Origin of the sequence: Herbidospora solisilvae (assembly GCF_009901565.1) — a bacterium.
GTDB lineage: Bacteria > Actinomycetota > Actinomycetes > Streptosporangiales > Streptosporangiaceae > Herbidospora > Herbidospora solisilvae.
In genome coordinates this window covers 344,556-364,840 of record NZ_WXEW01000006.1, presented here as the reverse complement: position 1 = coordinate 364,840, position 20,285 = coordinate 344,556, and the positions used below count along the sequence as shown (strand labels likewise).

General features: G+C 72.1%; 22 protein-coding genes. 11 read left to right on the top strand and 11 right to left on the bottom strand.

The genetic code is table 11. The features are described from left to right. The first annotated feature begins 75 nt into the window (after positions 1-75). The 4 genes from GT755_RS21700 to GT755_RS21685 all read left to right on the top strand — a co-directional run bounded on the left by GT755_RS21700 (position 76) and on the right by GT755_RS21685 (position 3,716). On the top strand, positions 76-1,260 hold the full coding sequence (locus tag GT755_RS21700) for a type III PLP-dependent enzyme (RefSeq protein WP_161481491.1): 1,185 nt from the start codon (positions 76-78) through the stop codon (positions 1,258-1,260). Beyond that, positions 1,257-1,637 (top strand): adenosylmethionine decarboxylase, encoded by a 381-nt coding sequence (gene speD, locus GT755_RS21695; protein WP_161481490.1) that lies wholly within the window; start codon positions 1,257-1,259, stop codon positions 1,635-1,637. Before GT755_RS21700 ends, speD begins: the two co-directional genes overlap by 4 nt. Continuing rightward, positions 1,634-2,557 (top strand): spermidine synthase, encoded by a 924-nt coding sequence (locus GT755_RS21690; protein WP_161481489.1) that lies wholly within the window; start codon positions 1,634-1,636, stop codon positions 2,555-2,557. Before speD ends, GT755_RS21690 begins: the two co-directional genes overlap by 4 nt. Positions 2,558-2,693: 136 nt before the next feature. Then, complete coding sequence (locus GT755_RS21685) at positions 2,694-3,716, top strand: M24 family metallopeptidase (protein WP_202610334.1); 1,023 nt, start codon at positions 2,694-2,696, stop codon at positions 3,714-3,716. Here GT755_RS21685 and GT755_RS21680 read toward each other — a convergent pair. Next, complete coding sequence (locus GT755_RS21680; protein WP_161481488.1) at positions 3,713-4,276, bottom strand: 1,2-dihydroxy-3-keto-5-methylthiopentene dioxygenase; 564 nt, start codon at positions 4,274-4,276, stop codon at positions 3,713-3,715. The genes GT755_RS21685 and GT755_RS21680 overlap by 4 nt on opposite strands. A gap of 83 nt (positions 4,277-4,359) precedes the next feature. Here GT755_RS21680 and GT755_RS21675 point away from each other — a divergent pair, with 83 nt between their 5' ends. The 3 genes from GT755_RS21675 to mtnK are packed head-to-tail and all read left to right on the top strand — an operon-like array spanning position 4,360 to position 7,575. Then, complete coding sequence (locus GT755_RS21675; RefSeq protein WP_161481487.1) at positions 4,360-5,451, top strand: substrate-binding domain-containing protein; 1,092 nt, start codon at positions 4,360-4,362, stop codon at positions 5,449-5,451. Then, positions 5,448-6,422, top strand: coding sequence for an ABC transporter permease (locus GT755_RS21670; RefSeq protein WP_202610333.1), 975 nt, complete (start codon positions 5,448-5,450; stop codon positions 6,420-6,422). The genes GT755_RS21675 and GT755_RS21670 overlap by 4 nt, the downstream gene beginning before the upstream one ends. Then, complete coding sequence (gene mtnK / locus GT755_RS21665) at positions 6,409-7,575, top strand: S-methyl-5-thioribose kinase (RefSeq protein WP_161481486.1); 1,167 nt, start codon at positions 6,409-6,411, stop codon at positions 7,573-7,575. Before GT755_RS21670 ends, mtnK begins: the two co-directional genes overlap by 14 nt. On the opposite strand, the gene mtnB is transcribed toward mtnK, so the two are convergent. From mtnB to GT755_RS21615, 10 genes are all read right to left on the bottom strand, one after another. Continuing rightward, positions 7,572-8,183 carry a methylthioribulose 1-phosphate dehydratase gene (mtnB, locus tag GT755_RS21660; protein WP_161481485.1) on the bottom strand — a complete coding sequence of 204 codons (612 nt, stop codon included), beginning with the start codon at positions 8,181-8,183 and terminating at the stop codon, positions 7,572-7,574. The genes mtnK and mtnB overlap by 4 nt on opposite strands. Continuing rightward, positions 8,180-8,839, bottom strand: coding sequence for an acireductone synthase (mtnC, locus tag GT755_RS21655; protein ID WP_161481484.1), 660 nt, complete (start codon positions 8,837-8,839; stop codon positions 8,180-8,182). The genes mtnB and mtnC overlap by 4 nt, the downstream gene beginning before the upstream one ends. Then, a complete protein-coding gene (locus tag GT755_RS21650) occupies positions 8,836-9,786 on the bottom strand; it encodes a nucleoside hydrolase (protein ID WP_161481483.1) in 951 nt (316 codons plus the stop codon). The genes mtnC and GT755_RS21650 overlap by 4 nt, the downstream gene beginning before the upstream one ends. Continuing rightward, positions 9,783-10,772 (bottom strand): S-methyl-5-thioribose-1-phosphate isomerase, encoded by a 990-nt coding sequence (locus tag GT755_RS21645; protein ID WP_161481482.1) that lies wholly within the window; start codon positions 10,770-10,772, stop codon positions 9,783-9,785. Before GT755_RS21645 ends, GT755_RS21650 begins: the two co-directional genes overlap by 4 nt. After that, the gene (locus GT755_RS21640) at positions 10,759-11,652 is read right to left on the bottom strand and encodes an ABC transporter permease (RefSeq protein ID WP_202610332.1); all 894 of its coding nucleotides are present in this window, start codon (positions 11,650-11,652) and stop codon (positions 10,759-10,761) included. Before GT755_RS21640 ends, GT755_RS21645 begins: the two co-directional genes overlap by 14 nt. Next, positions 11,649-12,680, bottom strand: coding sequence for an ABC transporter permease (locus GT755_RS21635; protein WP_161481481.1), 1,032 nt, complete (start codon positions 12,678-12,680; stop codon positions 11,649-11,651). The genes GT755_RS21640 and GT755_RS21635 overlap by 4 nt, the downstream gene beginning before the upstream one ends. A 40-nt stretch (positions 12,681-12,720) precedes the next feature. Continuing rightward, positions 12,721-14,178: an ABC transporter ATP-binding protein gene (locus GT755_RS21630; RefSeq protein WP_202610331.1), complete on the bottom strand. Its 1,458-nt coding sequence runs from the start codon at positions 14,176-14,178 to the stop codon at positions 12,721-12,723. Positions 14,179-14,201: 23 nt separating this feature from the next. Continuing rightward, complete coding sequence (locus GT755_RS21625) at positions 14,202-15,230, bottom strand: BMP family ABC transporter substrate-binding protein (protein WP_161481479.1); 1,029 nt, start codon at positions 15,228-15,230, stop codon at positions 14,202-14,204. 79 nt (positions 15,231-15,309) lie between these two features. After that, a complete protein-coding gene (locus GT755_RS21620) occupies positions 15,310-16,782 on the bottom strand; it encodes a serine/threonine-protein kinase (RefSeq protein WP_161481478.1) in 1,473 nt (490 codons plus the stop codon). A gap of 15 nt (positions 16,783-16,797) precedes the next feature. Beyond that, entirely contained in the window at positions 16,798-17,442 is a 645-nt protein-coding gene (locus tag GT755_RS21615; protein WP_202610330.1) for a TetR/AcrR family transcriptional regulator C-terminal domain-containing protein, read from the bottom strand. An 83-nt stretch (positions 17,443-17,525) separates the two neighbouring features. On the opposite strand from GT755_RS21615, the gene GT755_RS41240 reads away from it, so the two are divergent. From GT755_RS41240 to GT755_RS21595, 4 genes are read left to right on the top strand one after another with little or no spacing between them, the layout of a single operon-like run. Continuing rightward, positions 17,526-18,482: an NAD(P)-dependent alcohol dehydrogenase gene (locus GT755_RS41240; RefSeq protein ID WP_161481477.1), complete on the top strand. Its 957-nt coding sequence runs from the start codon at positions 17,526-17,528 to the stop codon at positions 18,480-18,482. Positions 18,483-18,498: 16 nt separating this feature from the next. After that, on the top strand, positions 18,499-18,918 hold the full coding sequence (locus GT755_RS21605; RefSeq protein WP_161481476.1) for an SRPBCC family protein: 420 nt from the start codon (positions 18,499-18,501) through the stop codon (positions 18,916-18,918). Further along, entirely contained in the window at positions 18,905-19,444 is a 540-nt protein-coding gene (locus GT755_RS21600; protein WP_161481475.1) for a TetR/AcrR family transcriptional regulator, read from the top strand. The genes GT755_RS21605 and GT755_RS21600 overlap by 14 nt, the downstream gene beginning before the upstream one ends. Next, positions 19,428-20,171, top strand: coding sequence for an alpha/beta fold hydrolase (locus GT755_RS21595; RefSeq protein ID WP_161481474.1), 744 nt, complete (start codon positions 19,428-19,430; stop codon positions 20,169-20,171). The genes GT755_RS21600 and GT755_RS21595 overlap by 17 nt, the downstream gene beginning before the upstream one ends. Positions 20,172-20,285: the final 114 nt, after the last annotated feature.

Below are 20,285 nucleotides of genomic sequence, written 5' to 3'. Positions count from 1 at the left end.
AATTGGTAGTAGTTCGGAATCGGAGAAAGTCCCGATGGAACCCCTGCACCCGTACCTCCGCCCAGAGTCAGCCCAATGAGCGCGTCCCCCCAGCCGGAGCCGGCCATTCTCCGCGCACGCGCGTACGCCAGAACCCATCACCTGCCCAGTCCTTCTCTGCTCATCGACCTGCCGACGGTCGCCGCGAACTACCGCGCCCTGTCCACCGCGTTCCCCGGCGCCGGCATCCTCTACGCGGTCAAGGCCAACGCCGCGCCGGAAGTGATCTCCACCCTGTTCGACCTCGGCTCGGGGTTCGACGTCGCCAGCATCGGCGAGGTCGAGCGCTGCCTGTCCCGCGGCGTGCCCGGCCGCTTCCTCAGTTACAGCAACCCGGTGAAGAAGGCCGCCGACATCGCCGCCGCGTACCGGCTCGGAGTCCGCACCTTCGCCTTCGACAACCCCCGCGACCTGGCCCACATCGCGCGATGGGCGCCCCGGTCGAACGTCTTCTGCCGGATCGCGGTCGAGCCGCCCGACGCGGTGATGCCGTTCGGCGGCAAGTTCGGCTGCGACCCCGACGCCGCCGCGCAGCTGCTCGCCGACGCCGCGGCGAACGGGCTGCGGCCGCTCGGCCTCACCTGGCACGTCGGCTCCCAGCAGTGCAACCCCGACGCCTGGGACGTCGGCATCGCGGCGGCGGCCAAGATCGCGCTCCAGCTGGAGCCGGCCGGCGTCAAGCTGCCGATGATCAATCTCGGCGGGGGGTTGCCCATCTCGTACAGCCCGAGCCCCGCGTTCGGGAACCGGCCGCTGCTCGAGGTGTTCGGCGAGGCGGTCAACTCCTCGGTCAACCGTCACTTCGGCAGCCGCAACCGGCCTCGCCTCCTCCTGGAGCCGGGCCGGGCGATGGTCGGGGCGGCCGGGATCATCCGCTCGGAGGTGGTGACCGTCAGGGAAGGGCGGGCCGCCGACCACCGGCGCTGGGTGTTCCTGGACGTCGGCCGCTACAACGGCCTGGTCGAGACCGAACGCGAGGCCATCGCCTACCGGCTGCGCACGCCCGGCGTGACCGGTCCCACCGCCCCCGTCGTGCTGGCCGGGCCGACCAGCGACGGCGACGACGTGATCTACCAGCGGGTCCAGTACGAACTCCCCCTCGCGCTGGCGCCCGGCGACGTGGTGGAGATCCTGGACGCCGGGGCCTACACCTCCAGCTACTCCTGCGCCGCCGTCAACGGCCTGCCCGCGCTCCCCACGTTCTGCGTGGAGGAGCGATGACCGTCGCGATCGGCGAGTTCGCCGGCTGCCACGTGCTCGCGGAGCTCCGGGGGGTCGACGCCGGCCTCCTCGACGACCTCGCCCACCTGGAGGTCGCGCTCAAGCGGGCGCTGGCCGCGTCGGGGGCGACCATCCTGGAGATGAGCTCGCACCGGTTCGTCCCCCAGGGGGTCACCATCCTGGCGCTGCTGGCCGAGTCCCACGCGTCGCTGCACACCTACCCGGAACACGCCGCCGTGTTCGTCGACGTGTTCACCTGCGGCGCGGCCGACCCGCGTACCGCGGTAGACCTGCTCACCCACGAGCTCCAGCCCGGCCGGGTCACCGTGCAGGTGATCCGCCGGGGCGACACGCTCTCGTCGGAGGTATCCGCATGATCACCATCAACGGCACCACCTGGGTGGCCGAGCCCATCGCCGACGGAATGGAACGGCTCTGGCGCGTCGACGAGGTCATCCACAGCGAGATCACCCCGTTCCAGACGCTCGACTTCGCCAGGACCGCCCACGGCATCACCCTGTTCGCCAACGGCGAGCGGCAGAGCAGCGAGCAGACCCAGGAGGTCTACCACGAGGCGCTGACCATCCCGCCGGTGCTTCTGGCCGACCGGGTGGACCGCTGCCTCGTCATCGGGTCGAGCGAGGGCGTCGCCTGCCAGATGCTCGTGGCCTGCGGCGCGAGCCGCGTCGACCACGTCGACATCGACGAGCAGGCCGTGAAGTTGTGCGCGAGCCGCCTGCCCTACGGCTACACGGAGAAGGAACTGGCCGCCGCCGAGGGCGACGACGGCCCGATCCACGTCCACTACGAGGACGGCTACGCCTTCGTCGAGGCCGCCGTCGCGGCCGGCCGCACCTGGGACGTCATCATCGTCGACCTCCCCGACGAGACCGACGACGGCCAGGCCCAGCACGACCGCCTCTACAGCTCCACGTTCCTCGGCCTCTGCGCCCGGGCGCTGGCCCCGGGCGGCGTCATCTCCACCCAGGCCGGCTGCCCGACGATGTGGCGGCAGACCACCCTGCGCCGCTCGTGGCACAACTTCATCGCGGCGTTCCCGACGGTCGTCTACTTCGGCTCGGCGGCCCACGAGTGGGCCTTCATCAGCGGCCGCCGCGACACCGTCGACCGCCCCCACGCCGTCATGGGCAGACGGCTCCGCACCCTGTCGTACCGGCCGGTCAGCATCGACGTCCGCACCCTGGACGCCGCCCTGGTGCCCCCGCTGGAGATCCGGGGAAAATACCCGAAGGCCTGGCGCCGCCGTCCTTTCGGGGGGCCGTCCCCCCGGTCATGACCTGCACGTTGAACGGTGTCCGTGAGGTCCTCTGGATGCCGGAGCACTGATCTGAGAAGGGCCCCGGGAAATTCCTCCGGGGCCCTTCTCCGCGCCCGGTATCCTGCGGTCTCCGGCGTTGTGATGGGGGTTCGCCATGTCCGATCATCTGCTCTTCTCCTACGGGACGCTGCGGCTCCCGCAGGTCCAGCTCGCCCGGTTCGGCCGTGAGCTGGACGGCCGTCCCGACGCCCTGCTCGGGTTCCGCCTGGAGACGGTGAAGATCACCGACGCCTCCGTCGTGGCCGACAGCGGCAGTGACGAGCACCCCGTCGCCCTCCCGTCCGGCGACCCGGCCGACACCGTCGAGGGCATGGTCTTCACCCTCACGCCGGGCGACCTGGCCGCCGCCGACGCCTACGAGGTCGACGACTACCTCCGGGTCAAGGCCGACCTGCGGTCGGGGGAGAAGGCGTGGGTGTACGTCGACGCCGCCACCGCCGAGGAGTTCCGGGTCACCCGGCTGCTGACCGCCCAGGCCAACGCGATCACCCTGTTCGACGAGATCGTCGCGCGCGGCCTCATCGCCCCCGGCCGGACCGAGAAGGACGTCAGCGACGCCGTCCGCGACCTCGCCAACGAGATGTTCGGCACCACCCGCCACTGGCACAAGCGGGTCGTCAGGTCGGGGCCGAACACCCTGCTCCCCTACCACGAGAACCCGCCCAACCGGGTCATCGAGGCCGACGACATCGTCTTCTGCGACTTCGGGCCGATCTTCGAGGAGTTCGAGGCCGACCTCGGGCGCACCTACGTCCTGGGCGACGACCCCGTGAAGCACCGGCTCGCCGCCGACCTGCCCGTCGTCTTCGAGGCCGGGCGGCGGTTCTTCGCCGCCGACCCCGAGATGACCGGCGCGCGGCTGTTCGCCGAGGTCGACCGGCTCGCCCGGGAGCGCGGCTGGGTCCTCGGGCACATCCACGCCGGCCATCTCGTCGGCGAGTTCCCGCACGAGAAGATCGACGCCGCCGACATCGAGTCCTACGTCGCCGAGGGCAACACGACCCCGATGCGCCGCGTCGACAAGGCCGGGCGGGTGGCCCACTGGATCCTGGAGGTCCACCTGGTCGACGCCGAGCGCGGCTTCGGCGGCTTCTACGAGCAGCTGCTCGACCTCTAGCGGCCGGCCGCGATCGTGTCGTAGTCGGGGATGCGCGAGGCGATGTCGTCGCCGGTGAAGTCGCCGATCCAGCCGTCGTCGTCGTGGAAGAAGCGGATCGCGGTGAAGTGGGGCCTGGTGCCCATGTCGAACCAGTGGGTGGTCTGCTTGGGCACGCTCAGCAGGTCGCCGGGCTCGCAGAACACGGCGTGCACTTTGCCGTCGACGTGCAGGTAGAAGATGCCGGAGCCGGCCACGAAGAAACGCACCTCGTCGTCGTCGTGAGTGTGCTCGTTGAGGAACTTGGCGCGGGCCGCGGCGGCGACGTCGGCGGGGGCGTCGGGGCCGAGCCGGGCCACGTCGACGAAGGTGTAGCCCTCTTCGGCGACGACGGCGGCGACCTGGTCGCGGTAGGCGGCCAGGACGTCGTCGGAGCTCGCGCCGTCGAGGCCGTCGACGATCTCCCAGTGGCGCAGGCGGACGCCGATCTCCTTCAGGCTCGTCGCGATCTCGGCCTGGTCTTCGGTCCGCAGGAGGGTCTCGGGGGCCGGGCCGTCGGTGTACACGGTGAGGTAGGTCATGGGCTTCGTCCCTAATCAGCGGCTATCTGCGTAATCCTACTTGAAAAGTGGACAATACTCCCAGGCCTGCCTAGCATCCGAGTGTGATTCACGCACGACTTCTCGGCGCATCCCTCCTCCTGGGCGTTCTGGCGCTCGCGGGATGCTCCCAGGGCACCTCCACCACGACCACCTCCGCGCCCTCGTCCGCTCCGGCGGCGCCGGTCGCTTCGCCCGCCGTCTCCGTCCCGGCGAAGTTCGCCGCCGGGGGAGTCCGGGTCGCTCTCATCCGCCAGCTCTCGTCCGGTGACTACTTCGAGCAGTGGCTCGCGGGGGCGCAGGCCGAGGCGCAGGCCCTCAAGATCACGCTGGAGGTCTCCAGCGGCGACGGCAACAACGACAAGCAGGCGCTCAACCTGGAGCAGGCCGTCCAGCAGAAGGCCGACGCGATCATCGTCGACCACGGGTTCGCCGACACCGTCCAGCCCGCCATCAAGAAGGCCGCCGACGCCGGCGTCCCGCTGGTCGCCTTCGACGTCGACCCGGGCACGCCCGAGGCCGTCGCGCTGACCCAGGACGACCACCAGATCGCCGAGCTGGCGCTGGGCGCGCTGAAGGCCGACACCGGGGGGACCGGCGACGTCCTCTACGTGTACGTCTCCGGCTTCGCCCCCCTCGACCGGCGCAACGAGGTGTGGACGCAGTTCAAGAAGGACAACCCGGGCATCAAGGAGGTCGCCCAGATCGGCGTGGTCAACAACTCGACCGCCTCGGCCGTCGCCGACCAGGCCAAGGCCGCCCTCCAGGCCAACCCGGGCGTGAAGGCGATCTTCGCGCCGTACGACGAGTTCGCCAAGGGCGCCGCCATCGCGGTCAAGGAGCTCGGCCTCCAGGACCAGATCAAGATCTACGGCGCGGACATCTCCACCGCCGACATCGGCGTCATGACCGAGCCGAACAGCCCGTGGGTGGCGACCGCCACGACCGACCCGTCGAACGTCGGCCGCATCGCGGTGCGGGCCGCCGCGCTGCTGGTCGCCGGGGAGCCGGTCGGCCCCGAGCTGAAGATCCCGCCCGCCCTGGTCACCCAGAAGCAGCTCCGCGACGGCGGCATCGCCAACATCGAGCAGCTCACCGGCGCGGTGCCCGAACTGACCACGCCCGACGTCGCCCGGGTGCCCTGGGCCGCTCAGTGACCCGTCTGCTCTACCGGTACGGCCTGCTCGTCATCCTGGCCGCCCTGCTGGTCGTCTTCGCGGTGCTCCGGCCCGCCTTCGCCTCGTACGCCAACATGCTGATCATCCTGCAGTCGGTGGCGATCGTCGGGGTGGTGGCGCTCGGGGTGACCGTGTCGATGACCACGGGCGGCTTCGACCTGTCGGCCGGCGCGGCGGTCGGCGCGGTCGTCATGGTGACCGCGCTGACCATGGTCCGGTTCAACCTCACCGGCGGCACCGCGATCGTCGCCGGGCTGCTCACCGGGCTGCTGGTCGCGGGGGTGAACGCGCTGCTCACCGTGGTCGCGCGCATCCCCGACCTGGTGGCCACGCTGGGCACGATGTTCCTGTTCCAGGGCCTCGCCCTGATCATCACCTCCGGCAGGTCTGTGGCCCCCGGCATGACCGTCGACGGCGCGCCCGCGCCCGGCCGCTACACCGAGGGCTTCGCCTGGATCGGGGCCGGCAAGCTCGGCTCGGTGCCGGTCCCGGTCATCGTGTTCGCGCTGGTCGCGGTGGTCGTCTACCTGTTCCTCGAACGCACCCGCTGGGGCGTCGCCCTCTACGCCATCGGCGGCAACGCCGAGGCCGCGCGCCTGGCCGGCATCCGGGTGGCCCGCTACCGGGCGCTCGCCTACGCCGTGTCGGGGGTCTGCGCGGCCATCGCCGGGATCATGTTGTCGGCCCGTCTGGGCCGGGGCGACGTGGGCGCGGGCGACCCCTACCTGCTCCAGTCGGTGGCGGCGGCGCTGATCGGCTACGCCGTGCTGGGCGCCAACCGGCCCAACACGGTCGGCACCGTCGTCGGCGCCGTCTTCATCGGCGTGGTGATCAACGGCATGACCATGCTGAACGCCCCCTACTACACCCAGACCTTCGTCCAGGGCGCCCTGCTGGCGGGGGCCCTCGTCGTGAGCTACACCCTCAGGAGTTCCGTTGAGCGCCTATGAGCTGCTGACCGTCGACAACGTGCCCGGCTACCTCGCGAGCCGCCCCGCGCTGGCGGCGTTCGCGAACCCGGTCTCGGTACGGGAGATCGGCGACGGCAACATGAACACCGTGTTCGCCGTGGAGGTCGAGGGCGGCCCCGGCGTGGTGCTCAAGCAGTCCATGCCCTACGTCCGGGTCGACCCGGCCTGGCCGATCACCCCCGACCGCAACCGCATCGAGGCCGCCGTCCTGGCCGAACACGGCCGGGTAGCCCCCGGTCTCGTGCCCGCCCTGCTCGACGTCGACCACGACCGGCACGTCCTCGCCCTGGAGGACCTCTCGGACCACCGGGTCTGGCGCGGGCTGCTCAACGAGGGCGTGCGCACCGACGGGGTCGCCGCCGATCTCGGCCGGTACGTCGCCAAGGTCGCCTTCGGCACCTCGGTCTTCGGCCTGGGCAACTATCGGCACAAGGCCGCCCTGGCCGCCGCGGTCAACCCCGAGTTGTGCGAGATCACCGAGGACCTGGTCTTCACCGAGCCGTACATCGAGCACGAGCACAACAAGATCCTGCCCGCCACCAAGGCCGACGTGGCCGCCTACGTGGGCGACCCCGAAGTGCGGACCGCGATCGGGCTGGCCAAGCTCGCGTTCATGACCCGCGCCGAGGCGCTGATCCACGGCGACCTGCACACCGGCTCGGTGCTGGTGAAACCCGGGTCGACCCGGGCGTTCGACGTCGAGTTCGCCTTCTACGGGCCGGTCGGCTTCGACCTCGGCGCCCTGTGGGGCAACTACGTGCTCGCGGCGGCGCGTGGCTTCGTCCAGGGAGACGACGCGCACGCCCGCTGGGTGCTCGGGCTGGCCGAGGAGACCTGGGCGGCCTTCGAGACCGAGTTCCGGGCCCTGTGGCCCGACCGGGTCGACCCGCGGATCTACGGCGACGGCGTGCTGGAGGGCTACCTGGCCACCGTGCGCAGGGACGCCGCGGTGTTCGGGGCGGCCAAGGCGGCCCGGCGCGTCATCGGGTTCGCCCGGGTCAGCGACATCGAGACGCTGCCCGAGGTGGAGCGGGCCGTGGCGATCAGGCGGTCGCTGCGGGCGGCGCGGCACCTGCTGACCGCCGAACCCGGCCGGGAGTTGTTCGACCGGGTCGGCGACCTGCTCAGCTAGCGGATGGCGATCCGGTAGGCCAGCAGCCACTCCACACACTCGGTGACGTGCCGGGCCCGGTGGAGGGTGGGCGCCCACGTGTAGAGGCCGTGGTCGGCGACGATGACGGCGGGGGTCGCCGCGTCGTACCCGGCCTCGAACCGGTCGCCGAGCTCGGCCATGTCCTGGCTGTTCTCGATGACGGGGATGACGACCTCGTCGTCGTGGGCCAGGCGGCCGATGCCCTTGAGGGTCTCGACGTCCTTCAGGACCACGCCCTGCGGCCAGTGATGGGCGGCCACCACGGCGTTCAGCGCGTGGACGTGCACGATCGCGTCGGCGCCGGTCACCGCCGCGACCCGCGCGTGCAGCCCCGCCTCGGCCGACGGGGTCAGCGGCTCGACGCCCGCCACCGCGACCGGTTCGCCGCGCTCGCCGACCACGGCGATGTCAGACGGGGTGAGTTCCCCCTTGTCGAGGCCGCTCGCGGTCACCGCGAGCCGCAGCGGATCGCGGGAGACCACCTCCGACAGGTTGCCGGAGGTGCCGCGCATCCAGCCGATCCCGGTGTACCGGGCGGCCTCCACGGCCAGCCGCCCCCCGGCGGCCAGCACGTCCTCCCTGTTCATGCGATCTCCTCGAAACTCGTGACCACGCGATGGGCGCCGAAGTCGGCGCGCTCGCTCGGCTCGCCGGGCCGCCGCAACCCGATCGCCTGCCATCCGGCCGCCGCCGCGGCGTCGAGTTCCGCCGGTACGTCCGACAGGAACAGCAGGTCGTCGGTCTCCAGCGTGGCGGCGATGCGCTCGTAGGAGGCGCTCTCACGTTTGGGGCCCGCGTTGACCGTGTCGAAGTGGTGCTCGATCAGCACCGACAGGTCGCCGTCGGGGCTGTGCCGGAACCACGGCCGCTGGCTGGAGACCGCGCCCGAGGAGAAGACGGCCAGGCGCCTGCCCCGGGCGTGCCACCGGCGCAGCGCGGGCGCGACGTCGGGGAAGAAGTGGGAGGTCAGGTCGCCACTCGCGAACCCGGCCGCCCAGATCTGGCCCTGGAGGGTCTTCAGCGGGGTCGCCTTGACGTCGCCGTCCATCCAGCCGTGCAGGACGGCGACGGTCTCCTCGGTGGTCGCGCCGCCGGTCTCCCGCACCGCCTGGGCGACCTCGGGGTCGTCGCGGTGGGCGTCGATCCACGGGCCGAGGCGCGAGCGGGCGTAGGAGTAGAGGCCCACGTGCACCGACTCGGTCGAGCTCGTGGTGCCTTCGATGTCCAGCACGATCCAGCTCATCGGGTCAGAACCTCCACGAAGTCGGCGACGAAGCGGGCCGCGTCCACCTCGGTGACCACCCTGGTGGGCGGGGCGGGCTGGTAGGGGAAGGCCGGCGGCAGGCCGTCGTGGGTCCGCATCAGCCTGGCCCTGGCCAGGAAACCGTCGGTCCGTACGTTAACCGGCCCGTCGGCCGACGCGGTCGCGAACGTGGGGTCGAGCAGGATCCCGGCGGCCAGGGGGTCGTGCAGCGGGATGATCCGCCGGCCCCACTCGTTCTGGTAGAAGTCCAGGTAGGCGTCGAGGATCTCGGTCGCGAACCGGGCGACCGGGGTGCCGGCGGCCCGCAGGGCGTTGATGGCGACCTCGTCGAGGATCGTGGTGGCGGTGACGTTCACGCCGACCATGACCAGTTCGTTGCGCGGGGCGGAGAAGACCGCGCGGGCCGCCTCCGGGTCGTTGTTGATGTTCGCGTCCACCATCAGCAGGGTGCCGGGCGGCGCGTACGGGCCCGACCCGCCCATCAGCACGACCGAGCGGTAGCGGGTGAACAGCTCCGGGTCGAGGCGCAGCGCCTGGCCGAGGTTGGTCAGCGGCCCGAGGGCCAGCAGGTCGAGCTCGCCCGGCTGCTCGCGGCCCAGGCGGACCAGCAGTTCGGCGGCGCTCTCCCCGCTGGTCTCGGGCAGCGGGCGGTCGTAGCCGACGTCGCCGAGGCCGTCCTTGCCGTGCACGTATCCGGCGATGTGGGCGGTGCCGGTGAGCGGCTCGGCCGCGCCCCGGGCGATCGGCACGTCGAGGCCGAGCAGGCGGTTGACGTAGGCGATGTTGCGGGCGGCGTCGGGCTCGACGCAGTTGCCGAACACCGAGGTGACCGCCACGATCTCGGCGTCGGGTCGGCCCGCCAGGTAGAGCAGGGTGTGGGCGTCGTCGATGCCCGTGTCGGTGTCGACGACGATGCGCCTGGTCATAGTGCTTGTCTCACATTCTCCGGGCGGAAGGCGCCCTTCTCGGTGACGATCCGGGTGACCAGGTCAGGTGGTGTCGTGTCGAAGGCCGGGTAGTGGCCGGTGACGCCGTGGGCGGCGGTCCGCACGCCGAGGACGTGCAGCACCTCGTCGGGGTCGCGGTGCTCGATCACCACGTCGGCCGGGGTGGGGGCCTGCGGGTCGGGGCGCTGGACCAGCGCGTGGAAGGGCCGGCCGAACCGGTTCGCGGCCAGGGCGACGCCCAGCGTGCCGACCTTGTTGATCACGTGGCCGTCGAGGGTGACGCGGTCGGCCGCGACCAGGGCGACGTCGGCGACGCCGTTGGCCAGGGCGGCGGCCACCATGCCGTCGGTGATCAACGTGGGCTCGTAGCCCATCTCGACCAGGGTCGCCGCGGTCAGCCGCGCGCCCTGGAGGTAGGGGCGCGTCTCGGTGCAGACGAACTCCAGGTACTTGCCCTGCTCCTGGGCGGCCTGGACGGTCGCGATCAGGTAGTAGTCGGCCCAGCAGTGGGTGAGCACCGTCGAGCCGTCGGGCAGCAGGCCGGCGGCGTGCCGGCCCAGGGCGGCCGACCGGTCGCGGTAGGCCTGGTCGTGGGCGGCGGCCGCCGCCTCGACCTGCCCGGCCAGGTCTCCCTCGTGCACGTCGGCGAGGATCGCGGCGACGGCGTCGCGGATGTGGTTGTTGGTGGGGCGGGTGGCGACGAGCCGGTCACCGGCCGCCCGGAGTTCCTTCAGGGCCAGGTCGCGGGGCCGGTGCCGGACGGCACGGGCGGCCAGCACCATCGCGGCCGTGGTCGCGAACAGCGGCCCGGAGCTCTGCGTGACCATGTCCCTGATCGCCTGGGCGACCTCGTCGCTGGTCGTGCAGCGCACCCACCTCCGCTCGAACGGGTAGACGCGCCGGTCGAGGATCTCCACCGCGTCGCCGCTCAGCCGGACCGAGTTCGCCAGTTCAGGCGTGTTCATACGACCTCCTCCGCCGCCGCGCCACGGCGGCGAGCACCAGCGCGGCCAGCGTGATCACATAGGGGGCGGCGTCGGCCGCCTGCTGCGGCAGGCCCGCGCCCTGGAGCCGGAACCCGAACGCCTCGGCGACGCCGAACAGCAGGCAGGCCAGCAGCAGCCGCCCGGGGTAGACGCCGCTGAGCATGACCGCCACCACGGCGATCCAGCCGCGACCGGCGCTCATGCCCTCGCTGAACAGCGTCACGTTGCCGAGCGAGAGCTGCGCCCCCGCGAGCCCGCACAACGCGCCCGCGACCAGCGTCACGCCGTGCTGGTAACCCGAGACGCGCAGGCCGACGGCCTGGGCGGCGTCGAGGTGCTGGCCGACGGCCCGCAGCCGCAGGCCCGACCTGGTCCGGGTCAGCCAGAAGGCCAGCACGGCGACCAGCAGCAGCGCGACCGGCACGAGCGGCGACTGCTCTCTCAGCACCGGGACGTCGAGGCCCAGTTCGCCCAGGTCGGGCAGGCCGGCCAGCTCGGGGGAGCTGTAGGTGCCGCCGCTGCCGAAGATCTGCCGCATCAGGAACGCGGTCAGCCCGAGGGCGAGCAGGTTGAGCCCGACGGCGACCACGATCGGGTCGGCCCGCAACGCCACCGCAGGCCCCGACAGCAGCGCCGAGAACACCACGGTCGCGGCGACCGCGCCCGCGACGCCCGTCCACGCGCTGCCGGTCAGGTCGCTGACCACGACGGCGACGAACGCGCCCCACAACAACTGGCCTTCGAGCGCGATGTTGAACACGCCCGCGACCTGGCAGAGCAGCCCGCCGAGCGCGGCCAGCAGCACCGGCGCGGTGGCGGTGAGCACTCCGGCCAGGAACGACCACTCGAAGACGTTCACCGCGGCCTCCTCGCCCGCAGGGTCGCGAGCACCGCCACGATCACGATGATCAGCCCCTGCACGATCTGGGTGAGCTGGCTCGGCACCCCGGCCTCCCGTTCCATGCCCTGGCCGCCGACCTGGAGGAACGTCAGCAGCGCCACGGTGAGCGGCACCACGACCGGGCGCGCGCTCGCCAGCAGCACCGCCGCGACGGCGGTGAAGGTGTAGCCGGGCGCGGTCAGCGCGCCGTCGACGAACCGGTGCGGCGGCCCCAGCACGATCAGCGCGCCCGAGAGCCCCGCGAACGCGCCCCCGCCCGCCAGTGCGAGCGCGGCCACCCGGCCGACCCTGACGCCGCCGTAGCGGGCGAACTCCCGGTTCTGGCCGGTGGCCCGGATCTCGTAGCCGAGGACGGTCCGGCCGTCGGCGTACAACCACAGGGCGGTGAGCGCGGCGATCAGCGGCAGGCCGATCGTCAGGTAGCCGCTGCCGCCGAGGGCGGGCAGGTGGGCCGCGTCCGGCAGGGGCGGGGTCTGCGCGATGCCGGTGTTCGGTTCGGCCAGCGGGAACCGCACCAGGTAGGAGGCCAGCGAGACGGCCGGGGCGCTGATGAGCAGGGTGCTGACGATGGCGGGGATGCCGAGGCGCGTGCTGAGCGGCGCGGCGACCACGGCCACCAGCCCACCCGCGACCGCGCCTGCGATCAAGGGCAACACCACGGCCGCTCCCGGTGGCAGCGGCACCAGCAGGGCGACCGCCGCGGCGGTGACCCCGCCTGCGGCGAGCTGACCGTCGCCGCCGAGGTTGAACTCGCCCGCCCGGAGCGGGAGGGCGAACGCGAGCGCCATGCCGAGCGTGGGCACGAACGCGGCGACGGTGTATTCGAGGTTCCCGTCGAGAACGGCCCCTCTGACCAGCGCCGGATAGGCCAGTGCGGGATCGACGCCGACCACCAGCATGACGAGGGTGGTCAGCAGAAGCGCCCCGGCCACCGCCACGACGGGCGCGGAGGCCACCACGCGGTGGGCGACGGCGGGCGCGCTCACGCGAACCCTCCGCTCCGAGGTGCGGACCTCGCGTGGGGCGTCATCCGGTCGCTCCGGTCATGGCGCGGCCGAGTTCCTTCTCGGTGGCGTCGCCGGGGAACTCGGCGACGACGCGGCCCTCGTACAGGACCAGGATGCGGTCGGCGAGGTCGCGGAGCTCCGAGAGCTCGCTCGACTGGAGGAGGACGGCGGCGCCCTCGTCGCGGGCGGCGCGCAGCAGGTCGTGCACGCGTTCGCGCACGCCCACGTCCACCCCCTGGGTCGGCTCTTCGGCCACTACTACGGTCGACGGGCGGGTGAGCTCGCGGGCCAGCACGGCCTTCTGGGCGTTGCCGCCCGACAACGCGCCGATCGGGACGTCGACCGACGCGGCGCTGATGGAGAAGCGGTCGACCAGGTCGCGGGCGCGGGCCCGGACCTTCGCGCGGGGCAGGGCCCACCGGGAGGCCAGGTCGCGCTGCGCGCCCATCAGGACGTTCTCGGCCACCGACATGGCAGGTGCGGTGGCCCGGCCGTGGCGGTCCTCCGGCACGTAGGCCACACGCGGGTCCCGGCCCGCCTTGACCGGGGTGCCGGTCAGGAGCACTTCCGGTACGGCCCCGCGCAGGCCGGTCACCGAGTCGATGAGTTCGCGCTGGCCGCTGCCCGCCACGCCCGCGAGGCCGACGATCTCGCCGGGGCGCACCGTGAAGGAGACCTCCGACAGGCGGGCCACGCCGTCGGCGTCGCGGACCGTCAGGTCGCGCACCTCCAGGAGCGGATCGCCCGCCGGAGCGTGGGCGCGGCGCCGGACGGGCGGGGTGAGCGAGCGGCCGATCATCGCGTTGACCAGCTCGTCGGCGTCGGTCTCCGACGTGGTGAACCGGCCGGTCACCCGGCCCTGGCGGAGCACGGTCACCCGGTCGCCGACGGCCAGGACCTCCGACAGCTTGTGGGTGACGAGCAGGATCGAGACGCCGGTGGCGGCGACCGTGCGGAGCACCTCGAAGAGGCGCTCGGTCTCGCCGGGGGTCAGCACGGCGGTCGGCTCGTCGAGGATGAGCACCTCGGCGTGGCGGTAGAGGGCACGCAGGATCTCCACCCGCTGGCGCACCCCCACCGGCAGGCCGCCGACCAGGGCCGACGGGTCGGCGCGCAGGCCGTAGCGCTCGGAGAGGGCGGCCACCGCCTCGTTCGCGGCGGCGCGGTCGAGGCGGCCCTTCCTGACCGGTTCGGCGCCGATCACGATGTTCTCGGCCACGGTCAGGCCGGGGAACAGGCGGAACCGCTGGTGGACCATGCCGAGGCCGTGGCGGATGGCGTCGGTGGGGGAGCGCAGGACGACCCGGTGGCCGTCGCGGCGGACCTCCCCGGCGTCGGGGCGGTGCAGGCCGTACAGGATCGACATCAGAGTCGACTTGCCGGCCCCGTTCTCCCCGACCACGGCGTGCACCTCGCCCCTGGCGACCGCCAGGTCGATGCCGTCGTTGGCGAGAACGGGGCCGAACCGCTTCGTCACTCCGACGAGTTCGGCGGCGTACATCAGCTCTGGAGCGGGTCCGCGACGGTGATCTTCCCGGCGAAGATGTCGTCGCGGGTCTGCTTGACCTTCGCCACCACGTCGGGGCTGGCCGCGACCGTGCAGCCGGAGGAGGCCAGGTCGTCGCCGAGGGCGTTGACGCCCACGCCGCCCTCGGCCAGGCCGTAGACCTTCACGCCGCCGGTCCTGCCGTCGAAGATCTCCTTGATGGCGGCGTGCTCGGCGACGTCCACGTGCTTGAGGACGTTGTCGACGACGTTGCCGGGGCTCAGCGCGCACTGGTTGACGTCGACGCCGAACGCCTTGCCGCCGGAGGCCGCGACCGCCTCGAACACGCCCGGGTTGCCGCCGGAGGCCGCCGCCGCGATGAGGTCGACGCCGCGTCCGGTGAGGGTCTGGGCCTGTGACTTGGCCCTGGCCGGGTCGCTGAAGGGGTTGCTGCCGCCGACGTAGAGCGGGGTGCCCTGGGCGGCGGGCTTGACCGAGGTCGCGCCCGCGAAGAACGGCTCGATCCAGCGGTGAATGAACGGGGTGTCGAGCGCGGCGACCACGCCGATCTGGCCGCTCTTGGAGAGCAGGCCCGCCTCGACGCCGGCCAGGTAGGCCGCCTCGTGCTCCTTGAACGACACGCACGCCAGGTTGGGCGCCTGCTCCTTGGCGCACGAGTCGACCTGGAGGAACTGCTGGCCGGGGTTGGCCTTGGGGACGGTGGTGAACACGTCGTCGAAGGAGAAGCTGATGCCCACGATCACGGTCGGCTTGGCCCGGACGGCCGCGTCGACGTTCTGCGCGATGGAGGTGGGGTCCTTGCTCTCGTACAGCTTGAAGGAGGCGCCGAGCTCCTTGGCGGCGGCCTCGGCGCCCTTGACGCCCAGCTGGAGGAAGCTGTTGGTGCCGACCGGGTTGGGGGTGATCAGGATGATCGACTTGGCCGGCGGGGCCTCGGCGGTCTCGGCGGCGTCGGTTCCGCCGCACGCCGCGAGGCCGAGAAGGAGAAGGGCTGCGGTCGCGATGGCGGGGGTTGATTTCATGGTGTCCCGGTTCTGAACTGCGTAGATGGTGCACGCAGAGCATATCTACACAATTCCTACCGGAACAACGGGATATATCTCACCCCGCCTTGTGCAGGGAGGCCATGAGGATCTTCGCGAACGCGTCGATGGTCCCGTATCCCGTCTTCGGGCCCGAGTAGTAGAGCCACATCTGCACGTTGGCGGTGCGGACCACCAGCCTGGTCTGGTTGTACGGCCCGGCGTCGCGGGTCCAGCCGATGGTCGCGTCGCCGATCCGCCCGCCGGCCCGGAGTCTGGTCGCCGGGTCGCGCTTGGGCTCGTCCTCCTCGGTGGCCCGGCTGGTGTCGAAGGTGAGCCGCGCCGTGGTCTCGGAGTCGAGCTGGACCTTCTGGATCTGGAGGTACTCCCCGCCGGGGGTGATCCACTGGCAGGCGTCGTTCGTCATGAACTCCTGCTTGGCCGCCGTCCCGAGCAGTTTGCGGATCTGCGCCGGCGTGATCAGGGCACACGCCTCGGGGTTGCTGGTCAGCACGGCCTTCTGCTGCTTGGCGGCCGACTGGGTGGCCGCGGCCTGCGTGGGGGTCGTCAGCGTGGTGAGCGTGGTCGGCGTTCCGGCGGCGTCGCCGGGGGAGTTCAGGTAGAGCACACCGCCGCCGACCCCCACCACCAGCACGGCCAGCCCGGCGGCCGCGAACGCCGGAGCCATGCCCTTCTTCGGCGTGTGCCGCATCGACGGCACCGTCTTCGGCGCGGTGCCCCCGGCTCCCGCGGCGATGTCCCGCAGCAGCGCGGCGGCGTGCCCCGCCGGCATCCGGCGGACCGGGTCCTTGTCCAGCATCGCCATGAGCACCTGGCCCAGCGGCCCCGACCGCCGCATCGGGTGTGGTTCATGCATGAGCACGGCCGCCATCACCGCGTTCGGGTTGTCGCGATGGAACGGCGCGTTCCCCTCGACCGCCGTGTAGAGCGTCGCCGCGAGCGACCACAGGTCCGACGGCGGACCGTCGGGCTCGCCGCGCAGCCGTTCGGGCGCGATGTATCCCGGTGACCCCGACACCAGCCCCGTCTGGGTCAGGTTGACGTCACCGGCGACGCTGGCGATGCCGAAGTCGGTCAGCAGCACCCGCCCGTCGTCGGTGACCATGACGTTCCCGGGTTTCACGTCGCGGTGCAGGATGCCCATCGAGTGGGCGGCGGCGAGCGCGTCGAGCACGGTCACCCCGATGGCCGCGACCCGCTCCGGGGTCTGCCGCCCCTCCTTCCGGAGGAGCGCCTGCAACGACCGTCCACGGACCAGCTCCATGATGATCCACGGCCGTCCGTCCTCCAGCACGACGTCGTGGACGGTCACGATCGAGGGATGTGACCGCAGCCGGGCTGCGGCCCGCGCCTCGCGGAGGGTGCGTTCGCGCATCTCGGCCAGTTGCGGTTCGCCGAGGTCGCGGGGGAGCAGGACCTCCTTGACGGCGACCTCCTGGCGCAGGAGCTCGTCGACGGCGTGCCAGACGGCGCCCATGCCGCCCTGGCCGATGCGGGAGAGCAGCCGGTAACGGCCGGCCAGCAACGTCACGGCACAAACCGTACTTCATCCGGCCTGTCGCAGGCGTTCGAACCCGTCGAGCAGGAGGTCGAGCGCGAACTCGAACTCGAACTGGTCGTCGCAGCCCGACCCGACGACCGTCTTCTCGTCGTGGGCCACCCGCAACGCCATCTCCGCCAGCCACGGATATGTCCCGGCCATGGCGTGCGCCGCCTTCTCCTGGGCGTCGGGGTCGGTCGGGCTGTCGTCGAACAACTCCTGGCTGAAGCCCAGCACCCGGCTGCCCAGGGCGTGGATCACGTGGTGGACGAGGTCGACGCCGAACCCGCCCGCCCGGAACAGGCCGATGATCGAGTCCATGTACGCCAGCACCGCCGGCGTCGGAGCGCGCCGCGCCTCGATGGCCCCCGCCGCCCACGGGTGCCGCAGCAGCGTCTGACGCGCGGCCAGGATGCGGCCCCTGATCGCCGGTTTCCAGTCGCCGTCGACCGGGGCGAGGTCGATCTCCGAGACGACCGCGTCGATGATGCCGTCGAGCAGCTCGTCCTTGTTGGCGACGTGCTTGTAGAGCGCCATCGGCACCACCCCGAGCTCGGTGGCGAGCCGGCGCATGCTCAGCCCGTCGAGCCCGGCCTCGTCGGCCAGGGCCACGGCGGCCTCCAGAACACGTTCCCGGCTGAGTCGAGCCAATGTGTCGTCGCCTCCTTGACGGGTGTACAGCGTACACCTATGGTCGAGGTGTACGCCGTACACCTATCGAGAGGGGAACCCCCGTGAAGGCGATTGTGCAGGACCGTTACGGCCCGCCCGACATCCTGGAGTGCAGAGACGTCCCGATGCCCACCCCCGGACCGGGGGAGGTGCTGGTCAAGGTCATGGCCGCCTCCCTCAACGCCCGCGACTGGCACGTGCTGCGCGGCGACCCCTACCTGGCCCGGCTCAGCTTCGGGCTGCGTGCCCCCAAGCAGCCGGTCCTGGGCACCGACTTCGCCGGGGTCGTCGTGTCGGGCGAGGGCTTCGAGCCGGGCGAGGAGGTCTACGGCGAGTTCGGCGGCGCGTTCGCCGAGTACGTCGCGGTCCCGGCGCGCCTCGTCGACCGCAAGCCGGCGAGCCTCACCTTCGAGCAGGCCGCCGCGATGCCGCTCGCCGCCACCACCGCGCTGCAGGGCCTCGCGGGCGTGGAGAAGGGGCAGTCGGTGCTGGTCAACGGGGCCTCGGGCGGGGTCGGCACGTTCGCCGTGCAGATCGCCAAGGCCCGCGGCGCGCGGGTCACCGCGGTGTGCAGCACCCGGAACGCCGGCCTGGTCGCGAGCCTGGGCGCCGACCGCGTCGTCGACTACCGGAAGGAGGACTTCGCCGCGACCGGCGACCGGCACGACGTGGTCTTCGACCTGGTCGGCAACCGGTCGCTGCGCGACCTGCGCAGGGCCCTCGTACCGGGCGGGACGCTGGTCGTCTCGGGCGGCGGGGTCTTCAGCGGCGGCAGCCTCTTCGGGCCGCTCGGGCTGATCATCCGGGCCCGGCTGGCCGCCCCGTTCGTCAAGGACCGCATCGTGGTTCTGGAGGCGGCGCCGAGCCGGGCCGCCCTGGCCGCCCTGCGCGAACTCGCCGACGCCGGCCTCGTGGTCCCGGCCGTCGACCGCACCTATGAACTGGCCGACACCGTCGAGGCCATCCGCTACATGGAGACCGAGCACGCGCGGGCCAACGTGGTGCTCACCGTGCCGTGACTGTACCATTTGGTACATGCGCTACGAATCCACTGTCGTCATCGACGCGCCGCCCTCCCGCGTGTGGGAGGTCTTCAGCGACGTCGCCCGCTGGCCCGAATGGACCCCCACCGTCGACACGCTCGACCTGCTCGACCCGGGCCCGCTCCGCGTGGGCAGCAGGGCCCGGATCCGGCAGCCCCGCCTGCCGGTGGCGGTCTGGCGGGTGACCGAGGTCGTCGACGGCCGCCGGTTCACCTGGGTCAGCGGGGGGCCGGGGCTGCGTACCGCCGGAGTCCACGAGGTCGAGGCGGCACCCGGCGGCACCCGCGCCCGCCTGGTGATCGAGCAGACCGGCCCGCTCGCCCCGCTGGTGAACCTGCTGGCCGGTAAGCTGACCCGCCGTTACCTGGACCAGGAAGGGCAGGGGCTGAAGGCCAGAAGTGAACGCCCGTGACAGACTGCTGGCCGCGGCGGTCGACTACTTCGCCGCCCACGGCGTCGGCGACGCCAGCCTGCGCACCATCGCGACCGGCCTCGGCACCAGCCACCGCATGCTCATCTACCACTTCGGCTCCCGCGAGGGCCTGCTCTCCGAGGTGGTGCGCGAGGTCGAGACCCGCCAGCGCGACGCCCTGGCCGGGGTCGCCTGGGATGTCTACTGGGACCGCCTGGTCGACCAGGCGCTCGTCTACGGCCCGCTGTTCTTCGAACTGTCCGCCCACGCCATGCAGGGCCGCCCCCACACCGAGGGCCTGCGCGCCGACCTGATCGACGGCTGGCTGCCCCCGCTGGTGGACCTGTGCGTGGCGGCCGGGGTGCCGGAGGACCGGGCCCCCGCCTACGCCCGCCTGAGCCTGGCCGCCACGCGCGGCCTGCTGTTCGACCTGATCCTGTCGGGCGACCGGGCCGGGGTCGACGCCGCCCTGGCCGTGCTGGCCTCGATGTTCGAGGAAGGATTCCCCCATGGTCACCGCCCCTGACGGAGTGGAGATCTCCGTCACGCGCACCGGCGCCGGCCCCGCCCTCATCGTCATCGACGCGGCGGGCAACTTCAGCGGCTTCCGCCCGCTCACCGCCCCGGTCGACCTGCTGTCGGAGCACTTCTCCGTCTTCGTGTACGACCGCCGAGGTCGCGGCGCGAGCGGCGACGCCCCGGCGTACACGGTGGAGAAGGAGGTCGGCGACCTGGCCGCGCTCATCGACGCGGCCGGAGGATCGGCCTACCTCTACGGGATGTCGTCGGGCTGCCTGCTGGCGATGCACGCCGTCGCCGCCGGGCTGCCGGTCCCCAAGATCGCCCTCTTCGAGCCGCCGCTGTCGTTCGACCCCGACCCGGCCTTCACGACGGCGGTCCGCGACGTGCTGACGTCCCAGGGGCGGCGGGCGACGGTCGAGTTCTTCAACCGCGCCATCGGCGTGCCCGACGAGCTCATCGCGGGCCAGCCCGCCGAGGCGTGGTCGGTGGGCCACACGCTCCTGTACGACTGCCTGCTCCTGGAGACGGCCTCACCCGAACTGCTGGGGGCGGTGGACGTGCCGGCGCTCGTGATCGACAGCACGGGAAGCGCGGGGCCGCTGGCCGATATGGCGGCGCTGGCGGCCGGGCACCTGCCGCGGGCGACGCGCTTGACGTTGCCGGGGGAGTGGCACGGGGTGGCGGGAGAGGTGCTCGCGCCGGTATTGCGGTCGCACTTTCTCCCGGAATGACAAGAGAATTTATTCCATAACGCGCGGCAGTTGAATTTCATTACTCTGACCCGATTGTGGCTGAAGTGTCCGGTGTTGCTGCAAGAATGTCCTTTCTTGTCCGGGCATTGATGT

Coding starts and splice junctions, on each gene's coding strand:
- speD (WP_161481490.1), top strand. CDS start 1,257: ATGACCGTCGCGATCGGCGAGTTCGCCGGCTGCCACGTGCTCGCGGAG.
- GT755_RS21700 (WP_161481491.1), top strand. CDS start 76: ATGAGCGCGTCCCCCCAGCCGGAGCCGGCCATTCTCCGCGCACGCGCG.
- GT755_RS21650 (WP_161481483.1), bottom strand. CDS start 9,786: ATGACCAGGCGCATCGTCGTCGACACCGACACGGGCATCGACGACGCC.
- GT755_RS21645 (WP_161481482.1), bottom strand. CDS start 10,772: ATGAACACGCCTGAACTGGCGAACTCGGTCCGGCTGAGCGGCGACGCG.
- GT755_RS21685 (WP_202610334.1), top strand. CDS start 2,694: ATGTCCGATCATCTGCTCTTCTCCTACGGGACGCTGCGGCTCCCGCAG.
- GT755_RS21605 (WP_161481476.1), top strand. CDS start 18,499: ATGCGCTACGAATCCACTGTCGTCATCGACGCGCCGCCCTCCCGCGTG.
- GT755_RS21595 (WP_161481474.1), top strand. CDS start 19,428: ATGGTCACCGCCCCTGACGGAGTGGAGATCTCCGTCACGCGCACCGGC.
- GT755_RS21625 (WP_161481479.1), bottom strand. CDS start 15,230: ATGAAATCAACCCCCGCCATCGCGACCGCAGCCCTTCTCCTTCTCGGC.
- GT755_RS21690 (WP_161481489.1), top strand. CDS start 1,634: ATGATCACCATCAACGGCACCACCTGGGTGGCCGAGCCCATCGCCGAC.
- mtnB (WP_161481485.1), bottom strand. CDS start 8,183: ATGAACAGGGAGGACGTGCTGGCCGCCGGGGGGCGGCTGGCCGTGGAG.
- GT755_RS21680 (WP_161481488.1), bottom strand. CDS start 4,276: ATGACCTACCTCACCGTGTACACCGACGGCCCGGCCCCCGAGACCCTC.
- mtnC (WP_161481484.1), bottom strand. CDS start 8,839: ATGAGCTGGATCGTGCTGGACATCGAAGGCACCACGAGCTCGACCGAG.